Annotated in this window: 13 protein-coding genes; 10 read left to right on the top strand and 3 right to left on the bottom strand. The window is 74.2% G+C overall.

The annotated features are described in order from the left end of the window. The first annotated feature begins 18 nt into the window (after positions 1–18). Positions 19–1,821: a choline/carnitine O-acyltransferase gene (locus PHK61_RS03555; protein WP_274279581.1), complete on the top strand. Its 1,803-nt coding sequence runs from the start codon at positions 19–21 to the stop codon at positions 1,819–1,821. 11 nt (positions 1,822–1,832) lie between these two features. Here the strand turns inward: PHK61_RS03555 and PHK61_RS03550 are convergent, their stop codons facing one another. Beyond that, entirely contained in the window at positions 1,833–2,846 is a 1,014-nt protein-coding gene (locus PHK61_RS03550) for a class I fructose-bisphosphate aldolase (protein WP_274279580.1), read from the bottom strand. 153 nt (positions 2,847–2,999) lie between these two features. On the opposite strand from PHK61_RS03550, the gene PHK61_RS03545 reads away from it, so the two are divergent. Beyond that, on the top strand, positions 3,000–3,785 hold the full coding sequence (locus PHK61_RS03545; protein ID WP_274279579.1) for a siderophore-interacting protein: 786 nt from the start codon (positions 3,000–3,002) through the stop codon (positions 3,783–3,785). A 137-nt stretch (positions 3,786–3,922) separates the two neighbouring features. On the opposite strand, the gene PHK61_RS03540 is transcribed toward PHK61_RS03545, so the two are convergent. After that, positions 3,923–6,763 carry an aconitate hydratase gene (locus PHK61_RS03540; protein WP_274279578.1) on the bottom strand — a complete coding sequence of 947 codons (2,841 nt, stop codon included), beginning with the start codon at positions 6,761–6,763 and terminating at the stop codon, positions 3,923–3,925. A 394-nt stretch (positions 6,764–7,157) separates the two neighbouring features. Here PHK61_RS03540 and PHK61_RS03535 point away from each other — a divergent pair, with 394 nt between their 5' ends. The 4 genes from PHK61_RS03535 (at position 7,158) to PHK61_RS03520 (ending at position 11,871) form a co-directional block, all read left to right on the top strand. After that, positions 7,158–8,510 (top strand): NlpC/P60 family protein, encoded by a 1,353-nt coding sequence (locus PHK61_RS03535; protein ID WP_274279577.1) that lies wholly within the window; start codon positions 7,158–7,160, stop codon positions 8,508–8,510. 162 nt (positions 8,511–8,672) lie between these two features. After that, positions 8,673–9,785, top strand: a complete 1,113-nt coding sequence (locus PHK61_RS03530; protein WP_274279576.1) for an AAA family ATPase — start codon at positions 8,673–8,675, stop codon at positions 9,783–9,785. Between the two features lie 137 nt (positions 9,786–9,922). Continuing rightward, entirely contained in the window at positions 9,923–10,900 is a 978-nt protein-coding gene (locus PHK61_RS03525) for a DUF58 domain-containing protein (protein ID WP_274279713.1), read from the top strand. After that, positions 10,900–11,871, top strand: a complete 972-nt coding sequence (locus PHK61_RS03520; protein WP_274279575.1) for a VWA domain-containing protein — start codon at positions 10,900–10,902, stop codon at positions 11,869–11,871. The genes PHK61_RS03525 and PHK61_RS03520 overlap by 1 nt, the downstream gene beginning before the upstream one ends. Here the strand turns inward: PHK61_RS03520 and PHK61_RS03515 are convergent, their stop codons facing one another. Further along, entirely contained in the window at positions 11,872–12,987 is a 1,116-nt protein-coding gene (locus PHK61_RS03515; RefSeq protein WP_274279574.1) for an alpha/beta hydrolase fold domain-containing protein, read from the bottom strand. Between the two features lie 156 nt (positions 12,988–13,143). Here PHK61_RS03515 and PHK61_RS03510 point away from each other — a divergent pair, with 156 nt between their 5' ends. The 4 genes from PHK61_RS03510 (at position 13,144) to PHK61_RS03495 (ending at position 16,782) form a co-directional block, all read left to right on the top strand. After that, positions 13,144–13,848 (top strand): beta-ketoacyl-ACP reductase, encoded by a 705-nt coding sequence (locus tag PHK61_RS03510; protein WP_274279573.1) that lies wholly within the window; start codon positions 13,144–13,146, stop codon positions 13,846–13,848. A 25-nt stretch (positions 13,849–13,873) separates the two neighbouring features. Beyond that, the gene (fabI, locus tag PHK61_RS03505; RefSeq protein ID WP_274279572.1) at positions 13,874–14,638 is read left to right on the top strand and encodes an enoyl-ACP reductase FabI; all 765 of its coding nucleotides are present in this window, start codon (positions 13,874–13,876) and stop codon (positions 14,636–14,638) included. Positions 14,639–14,690: 52 nt separating this feature from the next. Then, complete coding sequence (locus tag PHK61_RS03500; RefSeq protein WP_274279571.1) at positions 14,691–15,755, top strand: ferrochelatase; 1,065 nt, start codon at positions 14,691–14,693, stop codon at positions 15,753–15,755. 202 nt (positions 15,756–15,957) lie between these two features. Continuing rightward, a complete protein-coding gene (locus PHK61_RS03495; RefSeq protein ID WP_274279570.1) occupies positions 15,958–16,782 on the top strand; it encodes an N-acyl homoserine lactonase family protein in 825 nt (274 codons plus the stop codon). Positions 16,783–16,788: the final 6 nt, after the last annotated feature.

The following is a 16,788-nucleotide window of genomic DNA, read 5'->3' as shown; positions in this document are numbered from 1 at the left end:
ACCCCCGGAGGACCGCCCATGACCGGCACGTTCGACGCCGAGGACGACCTGCCCCGGGTCCCGGTGCCGACCCTCGCCGCCAGCGCCGCGCAGTTCCTCGCGTGGAGCGAGCCGCTGCTCGACGCCGAGCAGCGGGCGGCCACGCGCGAGGCCGTCGACCAGCTGCTGCGCCCCGACGGGCCCGGCCCCGTCCTGCAGGCCGCGCTCGAGGCCTACGACGCCGACCCCGCCACCCACAGCTGGCTCGACGACTTCTGGGAGTCGCGCTACCTGGGGCGCCGGGACCGGATCGCGCTCAACGCCAACTTCTTCTTCCTGTTCGCCGACGACCCCGACGCCACCGACCAGGCGTCGCGGGCCGCGGGGCTCGTGCTCGGCGCGCTCGACCACAAGCACCGGGTCGACACCGAGACGCTGCCGCCGGCGACCCGCAAGGGCGCGCCGATGACCATGGAGCAGCACAAGTTCCTGTTCTCCGCCACGCGCATCCCCGGCGACGACCAGGACACCGCCCGCACCCCGTACACCGACGCCTGGCCCGGGCCCTCCCGCGCGCGCCACGTCGTCGTGCTCGTCCGCGGGCACGCGTTCCGGATGGACGTGCTCGGGCCCGACGGCACCGCGCACACGGCCGACGAGATCGCCGAGGGGCTGCGAGCGATCCGGGCGCGGGTGGGGGAGAGCCGCGGCCCGGGCGTCGGGCGGCTGACGACCAAGGCCCGCGCGGCGTGGGCGGCGAGCCGGCGGGCGCTGCTCGCGGAGGGCAACGAGGCCGCACTGGACGACCTCGAGACCGCGCTGTTCTGCGTGGCGCTCGAGGACAGCCGGCCGGAGGACGACGTGGCGGTGGGCAAGCAGCTGCTGGGCGGGGACAGCGCGGACCGGTGGTTCGACAAGGCCGTCACGTTCATCGTGTTCCCGGACGGCACCGCCGGCATCAACACCGAGCACTGCCGCCTCGACGGCACGACGGTGCTCGCGCTGGTCGACGGGATGCTCGGGGCGTCCACGGCGGAGCACGCGGCGAACCTCGGGGCGCGCGCGCAGGGCGTCCCGGCCGCCGAGCCGCTGCCGTTCGTGGTGACCGAGGAGCGCGCCGCCGACATCCGGGCCGCGGGGGAGGACTTCGCGCGGTTCACCGCGTCGGTCGCCACCCGGCTCGTGGTGTTCGACGACCTCGGCGCCGACCGCGTCAAGACGCTGGGTGTCTCGCCCGACGCCTTCGTGCAGATGGCCTACCAGCTCGCCCACGTGCGCGCGAAGGGCTTCGTGGGCGCGACCTACGAGTCGATCGCGACGCTGCAGTTCCACCACGGGCGCACCGAGGCCATGCGGGTGGTGACGCCGGAGATCCTGGCGTTCACCGCCGCGATGGAGGACCCCGGTGCGGACGACGCGCGCCGCCGGGAGGCGTTCGACGCCGCCGCCGCGGCCCACGTCGGGCGGGCCCAGGAGTGCCAGGCCGGCCACGCGCCCGAGCAGCACCTCTGGGAGCTCTCGCTGATCCAGCAGCGCCGCGGCGGCGAGATCGGGGCGAGCGAGCCGCTGGCCGTCGTCGACTCGCCGGGCTGGCGGGTCATGCGCGACGACTACCTGTCCACCAGCTCGGCGCCCTCGCAGCACGTGCGGGTCTTCGGGTTCGGGTCGACGAGCACCCAGTGCATCGGGGTCGCCTACGTGCTCCTGCCCGAGCGGCTGGTGGTGCACCTGAGCACGCCGGCCGCCGTCGGCGAGCAGATGGAGCGCTTCGCGACCGAGCTGCGCCGGGCCGTCGACGAGATCGCGGCGCTGCTCGGTCCCCGCGCTCCCCGGCGCGCCTGATCACCGGGTCCTCAGGAGGCGGCGCGCTCCTCGTCGGCGCTCCACTCGCCGCGGTTCGCCGCCCCCGTGAGGTGCAGCCGCTCGGCGAACGCGTGCTGGGCCGCGGCGACGTTCTCCTCGGCGCCCGCCCAGATCGCCATCGGACGGCCCTGCAGCGCGCGGGCGTAGGAGAAGCTCACGGTCCAGGGCTGCGACCCGCGCCGGGCGATCGCGTCGAGGTTCGCGTTGGCCTGCGCGTCCTCCTGGCCCCCGGAGAGGAACACGACGCCGGGCACGGCGGCCGGGATGGTGCGGTACAGCACCGCGAGGGTGCGGTCGGCGACCTCGTCCGGGCCGGCCTGGTCGGGGCCGGCGTAGCCGGAGACGACCATGTTGGTCTTCACCAGCACGCCCTCCAGCGCGACCCGCTGGCGGCGCAGCGCCTCGATCGTCGCCGCGAGCACCAGCTCGGTGACCTCGGCCGAGCGCTCGATCCCGTGGTCGCCGTCCATGATCGACTCGGGCTCGACGATCGGCACGAGGCCCGCCTCCTGGGCCAGCGCGGCGTAGCGGGCCTGACCGGTGGCGTTGAGCTCGATCGCGGTCGCGCTCGGCAGGGTGTCGGACACCGAGATCACCGAGCGCCACTTGGCGAAGCGCAGCCCGAGGTCGGCGTACTCCGCGAACCGTTCGCGCAGCCCGTCGAGGCCCTCGGTGACCTTCTCGCCGGGGAAGCCGGCCAGGTCCTTGGCGCCCGCGTCGACCTTGATGCCGGGCACGATCCCGCGCCGGCGCAGGAGGTCGACCATCCCCGTGCCGTCGAGCGCGTCCTGCCGGACGGTCTCGTCGTAGAGGATCACGCCGCCGAGGCGCTGCTCGACGTCCTCGGTGGTGAACAGCAGGTCGCGGTACCGGCGGCGCGTCTCCTCGGTGGACTCGATGCCGACCGCGTCGAGCCGCTTGGTGATCGTCCCGGTGCTCTCGTCGGCGGCGAGGATGCCCTTGCCGTCGGCGAGGATCTCGCGCGCGGTCTCCTGCAGTGTCATCGCTACTCCTTCCCTCTGGGGCGAGGGTTGACCGGCGCGTCGATCGGCATGCGCGAGTTAGGGTGACCTCACCTGGCGGTGACGGAAGGGGAGCGAGTGACGGCGGCGTCGACACGTCCGGAGGTCCGGTTGCGGCGCGCGGTGGTCCGGGCCGTGGCCCGTCCGACCCCCCGGGTGCTGCGGGTGACGGTGGCGGGCCCCGAGCTCGCGGATCTCCCCGTCGTCGCCCCCGACGGCTACATGAAGCTGTTCTTCCCGCGTCCCGACGAGGTCGAGCCCCACCTGCCCCCGCTCGTCGACGACGACGGCGACGCGCCCGACATCACCGGCTGGTTCCGCCGCTACCTCGCCATGCCCGACGACCTCCGCCCGCCCATGCGCACGTTCACCCTGCGGCAGCGCCGCGAGGACCCGGTCGAGATCGACGTCGACTTCGTCCTGCACGACGAGGGCCCGGCGCGCGACTGGGCGCTGCGCGCCGCCCCCGGCGAGCACCTCGCCTTCACCGGCCCCTACGGCCTCTACGCGCCGCGCGACGAGCACGACGGCATCGTGCTGGCGGGCGACGAGACCGCGGTGCCGGCGATCGGCGCGATCGTCGAGGCCCTGCCGCCCGGCCGGCGCGCGACCGTCCTCGCGAGCGTCCGGGACGTCACCGAGCAGCAGACGTGGGCGAGCGCCGGGGACGTCACCACCCACTGGACGACGCCCGACACGCTCGCCGAGCGGCTCCGCGCGCTCACCTTCCCCGGCGAGCGCCCCTACGTGTGGCTGGCCGGCGAGGCCTCGGAGGTCAGGGCGATGCGCCGCCACGTCGTGCGGGAGCGCGGCGTCGACAAGCGCGACGTGTGCTTCACCGGCTACTGGCGCCGCGGACGCACCGAGGAGCAGGAGGTGCGCGCCGCGATCGACGGCACCGCCGAGTCCGCCGAGGACTGAGCTCGCCCGCCCGCAGGAGCGCGAGCACCCGGACGCGCCGACCCGGAGGGACGAACGGCGCTCTCGCTGCTCGCCAGCAGCGAGAGCGCCGTTCGTTCGTCGCGGGGGCGCGCAGGAGGACCTGCGCGCGACCGCCGTCAGCCCAGCATCTTGCGCAGGACGTAGGGCAGGATGCCGCCGTTGAGGTAGTACTGCGCCTCGCCCGGGGTGTCGATGCGCAGGCGCGCGTCGAACTCGATGGCGTCGCCCGACTCCGGCTGCGCCGTCACGTGCACCGTGTCCGGGACCTCGCCGTCGTTGAGCGCCGTGACCCCGCTGATCGAGAACGTCTCGGTGCCCGTCAGGCCCAGCGAGTCGGCGTTCTCACCGTCGGGGAACTGCAGGGGCAGCACGCCCATGCCGACGAGGTTCGAGCGGTGGATGCGCTCGTAGGACTCGGCGATGACCGCGCGGACGCCGAGCAGCGTCGTGCCCTTGGCCGCCCAGTCGCGCGACGAGCCCGAGCCGTACTCCTTGCCCGCGAGCACCACCAGCGGCGTGCCCTGCGCGGCGTAGTTCTGGGCCGCGTCGTACACCGCGACCTGCTGGCCGCCCTGGGTGTAGTCGGCGGTGTTGCCGCCCTGGTCCAGGGCGCCGCCGTCCCCGGTCGGCAGCAGGTTGCGCAGGCGGATGTTGGCGAACGTGCCGCGGATCATGACCTCGTGGTTGCCGCGCCGCGAGCCGTAGGAGTTGAAGTCCTTGCGCTCGACGCCGTTCTCCTTGAGGTACCGGCCGGCCGGCGAGTCCTCCTTGATGGACCCGGCGGGGGAGATGTGGTCGGTGGTCACCGAGTCGCCGAGCTTGAGCAGCACCCGCGCGCCCTCGATGTCGTCGACCGCCGAGGGCTCGCGCGACATGCCCTCGAAGTACGGGGGCTTGCGCACGTAGGTGGAGCCCGCGTCCCACGTGAAGGTCTCGCCCTCCGGGGTCGGCAGCGAGGTCCACCGCTCGTCGCCGGCGAACACGTCCGCGTAGCCCTCGGTGAACTGCTCCGGGGAGAGCGCCGAGGAGATCGTGTCCTGGATCTCCTGGGGCGAGGGCCAGATGTCGGCGAGGGTCACCGGGTTGCCGTCGGTGTCGTGCCCGAGCGGCTCGGTGGCGAGGTCGAGGTCCATCGTCCCGGCGAGCGCGTAGGCCACGACCAGCGGCGGGCTGGCCAGGTAGTTCATCTTCACGTCGGGGTTGATGCGGCCCTCGAAGTTGCGGTTGCCCGAGAGCACCGCGGTGACCGCGAGGTCCTCGTCGTTGATCGCCTTCGAGATCTCTTCGGGCAGCGGGCCCGAGTTGCCGATGCAGGTGGTGCAGCCGTAGCCGACGAGGTTGAAGCCGAGCTTCTCCAGGTAGGGCAGGAGCCCGGAGCGCTCGTAGTAGTCCATGACGACCTTGGACCCCGGCGCCAGCGACGTCTTCACCCACGGGCGCCGCTCGAGGCCCTTGTCCACGGCGTTGCGGGCCAGCAGCGCCGCGCCGATCATCACCGACGGGTTCGACGTGTTGGTGCACGACGTGATCGCGGCGATCGTCACCGCGCCGTGGTCGAGCTCCAGCTCGACGCCGTCGGCGGTGGTGACCGGGGTCGGGTGCGACGGGCGGCCGGCCGGGTCGACGGGCTGCTTGTGCACCGAGGGCTTGTCGGCCTCCTGGTCCCGCGTCTCGGCGGGCGGGTCGGACGCGGGGAACGACTCGGAGTACCACTCCTCGGAGCCCGCCTGCGGCTCCGCGCCGTTGTTCACGTAGTCCGGCAGCGCCTGGCGGAACGACTCCTTGGCGGCGTCGAGGCGGATGCGGTCCTGCGGACGCTTGGGGCCGGCGATGGAGGGCACCACCGTCGAGAGGTCCAGCGACAGGGTCTCGGAGTAGTCCGGCTCGTGCGCCGGGTCGTGCCAGAGGCCCTGCTCCTTGGCGTAGGCCTCGACGAGCGCGACCTGCTCGTCGTCGCGGCCGGTGAAGCGCAGGTAGGTCAACGTCTCGTCGTCGATGGGGAACATCGCCGCGGTCGAGCCGAACTCCGGGCTCATGTTGCCGATCGTCGCGCGGTTGGCCAGCGGCACCGCGCCGACGCCCTCGCCGTAGAACTCGACGAACTTCCCGACGACGCCGTGCTCGCGCAGCATCTCGGTGATCGTCAGCACGAGGTCGGTGGCGGTGGCGCCCGCGGGCAGCTCGCCGGAGAGCTGGAAGCCGACGACCTTGGGGATGAGCATCGACACCGGCTGGCCGAGCATGGCCGCCTCGGCCTCGATGCCGCCGACGCCCCAGCCGAGCACGCCCAGCCCGTTGACCATCGTGGTGTGCGAGTCGGTGCCGACCAGGGTGTCGGGGTAGGCCCTCATCACATTGGACCCGGGCGCGCCCCGGGTCATCACGACGCGCGCGAGGTGCTCGATGTTGACCTGGTGCACGATGCCGGTGCCCGGCGGCACGACCTTGAACTCGCTGAACGCCGTCTGGCCCCACCGCAGGAACTTGTAGCGCTCCTCGTTGCGCTGGTACTCCAGCTCGACGTTGCGCTCGAACGCGTCCGGGGTGCCGAAGAGGTCGGCGACGACCGAGTGGTCGATGACGAGCTCGGCCGGGGCCAGCGGGTTGACGTTCTGCGCGTCGCCGCCCAGCTCGGTGACCGCCTCGCGCATGGTCGCGAGGTCGACGATGCAGGGGACGCCGGTGAAGTCCTGCATCACCACGCGGCCCGGCACGTACTGGATCTCCGAGTCCGGCTCGGCCGTCGGGTCCCACTCGGCGAGCGCCCGGATCGAGGCCTCGGTGGTGACGACACCGTCCTCCGTGCGCAGGAGGTTCTCCAGCAGCACCTTGAGGCTGAACGGCAGGCGCTGCGAGCCCTCGACCGCGGACAGTCGGAAGATCTCATACGACTGCCCACCGACCTCGAGCGTGCCTTTCGCTCCGAAGGAGTCGGCGGACTGGTCTGACGAGCTCACGGACACGTTCCTCCTCGTTCCTCGCGGTCGCGGCGAGTGGTGGTCGGCCGCGTCCCGGGGTCGCTGCGGTCCCGGCGGCGGCGCCGGAGCAGGCCGGGCCGGTCCGGGTGGTGGTCCGGTCGGCGCAGTGACGACGCGTGACCCGGGGGTCGGGCGGGAGTCTTGCGCACCCTCTCGACTGCCGCACTCCCGCCTCACCAGCCTACGACCGGCCACCCCTCCGTGGTCGTCCCGACGCCGCCGGTGAGCCCTCCGGATGCCCCACGAGCGGGCGATTCACGCCACACCACCGCGTGTCGGAGCCCGGCCGCGGGGCGACGGGCCGCGAGGCTCCTCGCGGCCGTGTCATGGGCGCGGCCGCACCGGGGGAGCGATCGGGGGAGCGGAGGACGGCGTGCGGGGTGTGGTCCGCGGCGTGCTCGCGGCCCCGGCCGTGGTCGCCGCGGTGCTCACGACGACGCTGACGCTGATCCCACCGGCCCTCGCCGCGCCGCCGACCCCCACCCCGACCCCGACGCCGAGCCCGACGCCGAGCGCGACGCCGGAGCCTGGGGACCCCGCCGACGAGGCCGGCTCGCTCGTCGCGCGCATCGCCACCGCCCGCGCGGATCTCGACCGCCTCACCGCCGACCTCGGCAAGCGCCAGGAGCTCGCCAACCGCGCCCTCGCCGACGACGCCGCCGCCCGCCGTCAGGCCGACGACGCCCGCCGGGCCGCCGAGGAGCGCCGCCGCGGGGCCGACGCCGCCGCCGCGGCCGCCGAGCGGGCCCGCGTCGAGGTCGACGCCTGGATCGCCGCGTGGTTCCAGCAGGCCGACGTCCTCGGGCCGCTCTCGGTGCTCTCGGGCTCCTCGGGCCCCGCCGACGTCGCCGCGCGGGCGCACCTGCGCGACGTCGTCACCGCCGACCAGCGGGCCGCCCTCGACGGCGCCGAGCGCGCCCGGATCGAGGCCGCCAACGCCGACTCCCGGGCCCGCGCCGCCCGGATCGCCGCCGATGACGCCGCCGCCCGCGCCGCCGCGGCCAGGGAGGCGGCCGACGCCGCGCTCGGCCGGGTCCGCGCCGACACCGACGCGCAGCAGGCGCAGCTGCGCGACCTCACCGCCCGGCGCGGCGCCGCCGAGGCCCGCCTGCGCACGCTCGAGGACGCCGACCCCGCGCTCGCCGCCCAGCGCGACCGCGCCGAGGCCTTCGACGCGGCGGCGACCGCCCGCGACGCCCGGGTCCGGCGGGCCGCGACGGCGGGGCTCGCGGCCCGGGCCGGCACCGACGAGGACCCGCTGGCCGCCGCCGGCATCGCCACCGACGGGATGACCGACGAGGTGCGCACGGTCCTCGAGCGCGCGCTCTCGCAGCTCGGCGTCGTCTACGCCTGGGGCGGCGGGGACGCCGCCGGGCCGACCCAGGGCATCCGCGACGGCGGGGTGGCCGACGCCCACGGCGACTACGAGAAGACCGGCTTCGACTGCTCGGGGCTGATGATCTACGCCTTTGCGGCGGCCGGGAAGGACCTGCCGCACTACAGCGGCTACCAGGCCGACGCCGGGCAGCGGGTGGCGCTCGAGGACCGCCGGCCGGGAGATCTGCTCTTCTGGGCCGACGACGACGGGCAGGGCGCCGTGCACCACGTCGCCCTCTATCTGGGCGGCGACCAGATGGTCGAGGCCCCCGAGTCGGGCGCGACCGTGCGGATCGCGTCCGTGCGGTTCGACGACGAGATCGTCCCGACGGTCACCCGGCTGGTGTGAGCTGGTCACGGCGTGCGGCGCGGCAGCTCCGCTGCGCTGCGTGCCGCATTCACCGCGCCCTCACCGGCCGACGAGTTGCCTGGTGGACCGGCGGGTAGCGTGCCGCCCCGGAGGCACCCGCCCGGCGGGTGCGGAGCGAGCGCCGACCAGAGAGGGACAGCGGTGACCGAGCCCACGGAGACGGGGCCGACCGGCCGACAGGGCCCGTCGGGATCGCCGACGCCCCCGGCGTCACCGGGCTCCGGCTCGGGCGCGCCCTCGACCCCGGCCCACGACGCCGAGCAGCTCGAGCGCACCGTGCTCGAGGTCAAGCGCGTCATCGTCGGCCAGGACCGCCTGGTCGAGCGGATGCTCGTCGGCCTGCTCGCCAAGGGGCACCTGCTGCTCGAGGGCGTGCCCGGCGTGGCCAAGACCCTCGCGGTGGAGACGTTCGCGCGCGTGGTGGGCGGGTCGTTCGCCCGCATCCAGTTCACGCCCGACCTCGTGCCCGCCGACATCCTCGGCACGCGGATCTACCGGCAGGGCCGCGAGGAGTTCGACGTCGAGCTGGGCCCGGTGGTGTCCAACTTCGTGCTCGCCGACGAGATCAACCGCGCGCCGGCGAAGGTGCAGTCGGCGATGCTCGAGGTGATGGCCGAGCGCCACGTCTCCATCGGCGGCGAGACCCACGCGATGCCCGACCCGTTCCTCGTGCTCGCCACCCAGAACCCGATCGAGAACGAGGGCGTCTACCCGCTCCCCGAGGCGCAGCGCGACCGCTTCCTGTTCAAGATCCTCGTCGAGTACCCGACGGCCGACGAGGAGCGCGAGATCGTCTACCGGATGGGCGTGAGCCCGCCGTCGCCGCACCGCGTCCTCGACCCCGTCGAGCTGCGCCGCCTGCAGGACGTGGCGTCCCAGGTGTTCGTCCACCACGCGCTCGTCGACTACGTCGTGCGCCTGGTCGTGGCGACGCGCTCGCCCGCCGAGCACGGGATGGGCGACGTCGGCGGCTGGGTGGCCTACGGGGCCTCGCCGCGCGCCTCGCTGGGCATCATCGCCGGCGCGCGGGCCCTCGCGCTGGTCCGCGGCCGCGACTACGTGCTGCCGCAGGACGTCGTCGACATCGCGCCGGACGTGCTGCGCCACCGCCTCGTTCTCTCCTACGACGCGCTCGCCGACGGCGTGCCGGTCGACCACGTCGTCACCCGCGTCCTGCAGACCGTCCCGCTGCCGCAGGTGTCGGCCCGCCCGGTCGGGATGGGTCCGGCGCCCGTGCCGGCGGCGGGGCGGTGACGTCCCCGGGGGACCCGCCCGACGAGACACCCTCCGCGCAGGTCCCCGAACCCGGGCCGCGACCGCCGGCCGCGCCGCCGGCGGAGAGCCCGGCCGGCGGTCCGCGCCCGTCGTGGGCGCCGCCGCCGACCTCGCCGGTGCCGTCCGGCCCGGGCGAGGTGGCCGGGGAGCGCACCCAGGCGCGGCTCTCGGCGTCCCTGCGCACGCTCGAGCTCACCGTCCGGCGCCGCCTCGACGGGCTGCTGCAGGGCAACCACCTGGGCCTCGTCCCCGGACCGGGCACCGAGGCCGGCGAGCCGCGGGTCTACCAGCCCGGCGACGACGTGCGGCGCATGGACTGGTCGGTCACCGCGCGCACCACCGAGCCCCACATCCGCGAGACGATCGCCGACCGCGAGCTGGAGACCCAGCTCGTCGTCGACCTCTCGCCGAGCCTCGACTTCGGCACCGCGGCCTGCGAGAAGCGCGACCTCGCCGTCGCCGCCTGCGCCGCCGTCGCGCACCTGACCCGGGGCGGCGGCAACCGCATCGGCGCCGTCGTCGCCACCGGCGCCGAGACGCTGCGCCTGCCCGCCCGCGGCGGCGACGCGGCCACGCGCGACCTGCTGCGCCGGATCGCGTCCACCCGCCCCGCACCGGAGGGCACGCGCGGCGACCTGCCCGGCGCGCTCGAGGCCCTGCGCCGCCCGCCGCGGCGCCGGGGGCTGGTCGTCGTCGTGTCGGACTTCCTCGGCGACGTCGACTGGGAGCGCGCGATGCGGGCCCTGCGCGCGCGCCACGACCTGCTCGCCGTCGAGGTCGTCGACCCGCGCGACGAGGAGCTCCCCGACGTCGGCACGGTCGTGCTCGCCGACCCCGAGACCGGGCGGCACCGCGAGGTCACCACCACCCCCACGCTGCGCCGCCGCTTCGCCGCCGAGGCCGCCGCCCACCGCGAGCGCGTCGCCGCGGCCCTGCGCGCCTGCGGCGCCGGGCACCTCGTGCTGCGCACCGACCGCGACTGGATCGCCGACGTCGTGCGCTTCGCCGTGGCCCGCAAGCGGGGCTGGTCCGGCGGGGCGACGACGGGGCGCGTGCCCGAGACGGTGGGGACCGGCACGGGGGTGAGGCGCTGATGTTCGCGCACCCCTGGTGGTTCCTGTTCCTGCTGGTCGTGGCCGCGCTGGCGGTCGGCTACTGGTGGATCAACCGGCGCCGGCAGCGCTACACGATGCGCTTCACCAACCTCGCGCTGCTCGAGCGCGTGGCCCCGAAGGGCCCCGGCCGGTGGCGCCACGTCCCGATGGCGCTCGTGCTGGTCGCACTGGTGCTCATGACGATCGCGCTGGCCGGCCCGCAGGGCACCGCGCAGGTGCCCCGCAACCGCGCGACGGTGATGCTGACCATCGACGTGTCGCTCTCGATGCGCGCCACCGACGTCGAGCCCTCGCGCCTGCAGGTCGCCCAGACCGCCGCCTCCGCGTTCGCCGACCAGCTGCCCGCCGGGATCAACCTCGGGCTCTCGTCGTTCGCGGCGACGCCGAGCACGCTCGTCACCCCGACCACCGACCGGCAGGCGGTGAAGAACGCGATCGGCAGCCTCCAGCTCGCCGAGTCGACGGGCACCGGCGACGCGATCCGCGCGAGCCTCGCCGCGATCCGGGCGTTCGGCACCCAGATCCGCGGCCCCGAGGGCCCGCCGCCGGCGCGGATCATCCTGCTCTCCGACGGCAAGCAGACGACGCCGACCACCGACCCCGCCGACGACCGGGGCGCCTTCCCGGCCGCCGCCGAGGCCCGGGCCGCCGGCGTGCCGATCTCGGCGATCTCGTTCGGCACCGAGTACGGCGAGATCGAGATCGACGGGCGGCCGGTGTCGGTGGCCGTCGCCGACGACCAGATGCGCGAGATCGCCCAGCTCTCCGGCGGCGACTTCCGCCGCGCGTCCACCGAGCTCGACCTGCGCGAGACCTACGCCAACCTCGCCGAGCAGGTGGGCTACGAGGAGCGCACGGTCGACCTGTCCGGGCGCTGGTTCCTCGCGGCCACGATCCTCGTCGTGCTCGGGGCCGCCACGGCGATCGTGACGGGGCAACGGCTCCCCTAGCTAGATGTGGTCCACCGTCAACCGGTCGACGAAGGCCCGGATGTCGGCGATCGCCGCGCGGTGCTCGGCATGCAGCGCCTGCCGGAAGATCATCTCGGCGCCGTGGGTGATCCCCAGGTTCACGCGTCCCTCGGCCGGCACGCCGGCGGCGAGCAGCTTGCGGTAGTAGGCGAGCCCCTCGTCGCGCAGCGGGTCGAGCTCGTTGACGGTGATGACGTGCGGCGGGAGGCCGGCGAGGTCGTCGCCGGTCGCGAAGTACGGCCAGGCCAGCGGGTCCTCGGCGTGCCGCGCGTGGGGGTCGTACTGGGCGACCAGCAGGTCCATCAGCGCGGAGTTGATGAAGTACCCGTCGTTCTCGATCATCGACGGGAGCTCGCGGAGCTTGCGGGCGCGGTCCCACGCGTACCCGCCGCTGACGTAGGGCACCGAGGCGTACACGCCGTCGATGGCGTCGAGGTCGCCGGAGCGCTTGGCCCGCAGCGTGGTGGCGAGCACGAGGTTCGCGCCGCCGGACTCGCCCTGCAGCACCAGGCGGGTCAGCCCCAGCTCGCCGCGCTGGTCGTCGAGCCAGCGCACCGCCGTCGCGCAGTCGTCGAGGCCCGCGGGGAAGGGGTGCGGGCCCAGCTCGGTCCACGCGTTGCGGAAACCGACCCGCGCGGCGGCGACGCCGGTCAGGGCGAGCTCGCGGCACCAGCGGTCGTGCACGCGGGTCTCGGCGTCGAGGATCGTCATGCCGCCGCCGTGGATGTAGACCACGCAGGGCAGCGGGCCGGCCACCCCGGCGGGGCGGTAGAGGCGCAGGGGGACGAGGTGCCCGTCGGGGGACGCCACCGACGTGTCGGTGACCTCGACGGCGTCGTCGGGCGCGTCGCCGGGCAGGTCGAGCGGGAGGGTCGCGTAGAGGCCGCTGAACGCGGCGTGGAGCCCGCCGACGGCCTCGGAGACCGCCTCCGGACCGGCCGCGCGCGTCACCGGGGGCTCGGCGGCAGGACCGTCCAGCCCGAACGCGGCGAGGGCGGCGACGAGGTCGGGCTTCGCTCGCGGGTCGGTGCGCAGGTCGAGCGAGGGATCGCCGAGCCGGCCCGGGAGGGTCGGGGGGACGTCGGTCGCGGTCATGGATACAACCTGTGGGCGCGATCACATCACCGGAAGGCGCCGTCCGGTCGCGCTGCCGCAGGAGGGGCGCAAAGCGGATACCCTTCCGCCGCCGTATCGATGGAGGGTCGAGCTTCGCTGCGCTTCGTCTCCCGTCGCCCCGAGGAGAGGAGTCGCGTGAGCCGCGTCGCGCTGGTCACGGGAGGCAACCGCGGGATCGGGCTCGCCACGGCGCGCGAGCTCGCCGACCGCGGGTACACGGTGGTGGTGACCCACCGCTCGGGCGAGCCGCCGGAGGGGCTGCACGGGGTGCAGGCGGACGTCACCGACTCCGCCGCCGTCGACGCGGCGTTCTCACAGGTGGAGTCCGAGCACGGGCCGGTCGAGGTGGTCGTCGCCAACGCCGGCATCACCCGCGACGGCCTGCTCATGCGCATGCCCGAGGACGCGTTCACCGAGGTCGTCGACGCCAATCTCACCGGCGCCTGGCGGGTCACGCAGCGCGCGGTCCGCGGCATGATGAAGGCCCGCTTCGGCCGGCTGATCTACATCTCGAGCGTCGTCGGGCTGACCGGGGCGCCCGGCCAGGCGAACTACGCGGCCTCGAAGGCGGGGCTCGTGGGCCTGGCGCGCTCCACCGCCCGCGAGCTGGGCGGGCGCGGGATCACCGCGAACGTCGTCGCGCCCGGCTACGTCGACACCGACATGACCGCGGAGCTGACCGACAAGCGCCGCGAGGAGATCCTGAACTCCATCCCGCTGGGGCGCACCGCCACGCCCGAGGACATCGCCAAGGCCGTCGCCTGGCTGGCCTCCGACGACGCCGGCTACATCACGGGCGCCGTGCTGCCGGTCGACGGCGGCATCGGCATGGGCCACTAGAGACACCCACACGGACGGAGCCACAGTGAGCCTGCTCGAGGGCAAGCGGATCCTGGTCACCGGGATCATCACCGACGCGTCGATCGCCTTCCACGCGGCGAAGGCGGCCCAGGAGGCGGGTGCCACCGTCGTCCTCACCGGCTTCGGGCGCCTGTCGCTGGTCAAGCGGGTCGCGCAGCGGCTCCCGCAGGAGGCGCCGGTCATCGAGCTGGACGTGCAGAACCAGGAGCACCTCGACGGCCTCGCCGACCGGGTGCGCGAGCACGTCGACGGCCTCGACGGCGTCCTGCACTCGATCGGTTTCGCGCCGATGGACGCCCTGGGCGGCAACTTCCTCCACACCGAGTGGTCCGACGTCGCGACGGCGGTCGAGGTCTCGGCGTACTCGTTCAAGTCGCTCGCGATGGCCTGCAAGCCGCTGCTGGGGCGCGGCTCGTCGCTGGTCGGCATGGACTTCGACAACACCGTCGCCTGGCCCGGCTACGACTGGATGGGCGTCGCCAAGGCCGCACTCGAGGCCACCACGCGCTACCTGGCCCGCGACCTGGGGCCCGAGGGCATCCGCGCGAACCTCGTCGCCGCCGGCCCGGTGCGCACCATGGCCGCGAAGTCGATCCCGGGCTTCGACACCTTCGAGGAGGCCTGGGTGCAGCGCTCGCCGCTGGGCTGGGACCTCGAGGACCCCACGCCCGTCGCGAGGACGATCTGCGCGCTGCTCTCGGACTGGCTGCCCGCCACCACCGGCGAGGTCGTGCACGCCGACGGCGGCTACCACGCGATGGGCGCCTAGCTGGGTCGGTCTCGTCGTGTAGCTCCCGGCGTCCGGGGGGATGCTGGACCTCGTGAGTGCTGAGGCCCCCTACGACGCCGTGCTCGTCCTGTCCTTCGGCGGTCCGGAGGGCCCCGACGAGGTCCGCCCGTTCCTCGAGAACGTCACGCGGGGCCGCGGGGTGCCGCCCGAGCGGCTCGACGTCGTCGAGGAGCACTACCAGCACTTCGGGGGCGTCAGCCCGATCAACGAGCTGAACCGCCGCCTCGTCGCCGACCTCTCCCGCGCGCTGCGCGAGTCCGGGCGCGACCTGCCCGTCTACTTCGGCAACCGCAACTGGCACCCGCTCGCCGAGGACACCGTCGAGGCGATGGCCCGCGACGGCGTCCGGCGCGCGCTGGTGTTCGCGACCAGCGCCTACGGCGGGTACTCGGCCTGCCGCCAGTACCACGAGGACATCGCCCGGGCCCGCGAGGCGGCGATCGACCGCACCGGTTCCGCGCCCGACCTGGTGAAGCTGCGCCACTTCTACGACCACCCGCTGTTCGTCGCGTCCGTCGCCGACGGGGTGCGGGCCGCCCGGGAGCGCCTCGACGCGGGTCACCGGGCACGGCTCGTGTTCACGGCGCACTCCATCCCCGAGTCGGCCGACCGCACCGCCGGGCCGCCCGAGGAGAGCGGGCACCGCTACTCGCGGCAGATGAGCGAGGCCGCGCGCCTGGTCGCCGAGGCCGTGGACGCGCCCGAGCACGACCTCGTGTGGCAGTCGCGCTCCGGGCCGCCGCAGATCCCGTGGCTCGAGCCCGACATCGTCGACCACCTCGACGACCTGCACGACCGCGGCGTCGGCGAGGTCGTCGTCAGCCCGGTCGGGTTCGTGTCCGACCACCTCGAGGTCCTCTGGGACCTCGACAACGAGGCCGCCGAGCACGCCGAGAAGCTCGGGATGGGGTTCGCCCGCGCCGCGAGCGCCGGCTCCGACCCCCGCTTCGTCGAGATGGTCGTCGAGCTGATCGCCGAGCAGGTCGACGGCGCCACGCCCCGCGAGCTCGGGACGGCGCCGCGGGCGGGGGTGGGCTGCAACGGCGCCCTGTGCCACCCGGGGTGCTGCGAGCCTGCGAAGCGCCCCTCCCGCTAGTCGCCGCCCAGATGACTCTGATCACCCCGATGGAGCAGCAGGGGGAGACGCAAAACTCGCGAAACGCTCGGACTTCCTACCGTTTGCCGATGATCGTGAGCGTCGCTAGTGTCCGCCATCACGTGGTCGGTGATGCATGCATCATCGGTGCGGCGTCCCGGCCGCGTCCCCCGATCGGCACGCGGCACGCGGAGGAGCGCTGATGGCGGCGAGTGGCGAGATCAAGGTGAGCATCCTGGACTGCGGCATGATGACCGCGGACCTGACGTGGTTGCTCCTCAAGCCGGGGCGCTCGATCCGCCCCCGGCAGATGCGGGACCAGCCCACCGAGTGGGCCGACGTCCCTACGCACACGGTGCTCGTCGAGACCCCCGACGGCACCCTGCTCTGGGACACCAGCTGCCCCCGCGACTGGGAGGAGCGCTGGGGCCCGACGGGCCTGCAGGACTTCTTCCCCTACGAGAAGGTCAACGAGGACGAGTACCTCGACTCGCGACTGCGCCAGCTCGGCATCGGTGTCGACCAGATCGACTACGTCGTGCTCTCGCACCTGCACTTCGACCACTGCGGCAACGCCGACATGTTCAAGGACTCGTCGGCCAAGCTGATCTGCAGCGACAAGGAGAAGGACTGGGCGTTCGGCTTCGACGGCCTGTTCAACGGCGCCCACCTCAAGACGGACTACGAGGAGCTCGACTGGGAGACGGTGTCGGGCGACACCGAGTTCCTCCCCGGCGTGACGCTGCTCCAGACCCCGGGCCACACACCGGGCACGATGTCGATGCAGGTCGACCTGCCCGACACCGGCACGATGATCTTCACCTCGGACGCCGTCTACATGGGCGAGAGCTACGGCCCGCCCACCACGCCCGCCGCCATCGTCAACGACATGGGGCAGTTCTACTCGTCGGTGGAGAAGATCCGCGGCGTCGCCGAGAAGACCAACGCGACCGTCGTCTTCGGGCACGACGCCGAGCAGATCCACCAGCTCAAGACCGTGGGCAACGGCGGCGGCCACTACACCTGATCGAGG

Origin of the sequence: Actinomycetospora lutea, from assembly GCF_028737205.1 — a bacterium.
GTDB lineage: Bacteria > Actinomycetota > Actinomycetes > Mycobacteriales > Pseudonocardiaceae > Actinomycetospora > Actinomycetospora lutea.
Note: the sequence above shows the minus strand (reverse complement) of the source record. Positions and strands in the feature narration are given on the sequence as shown.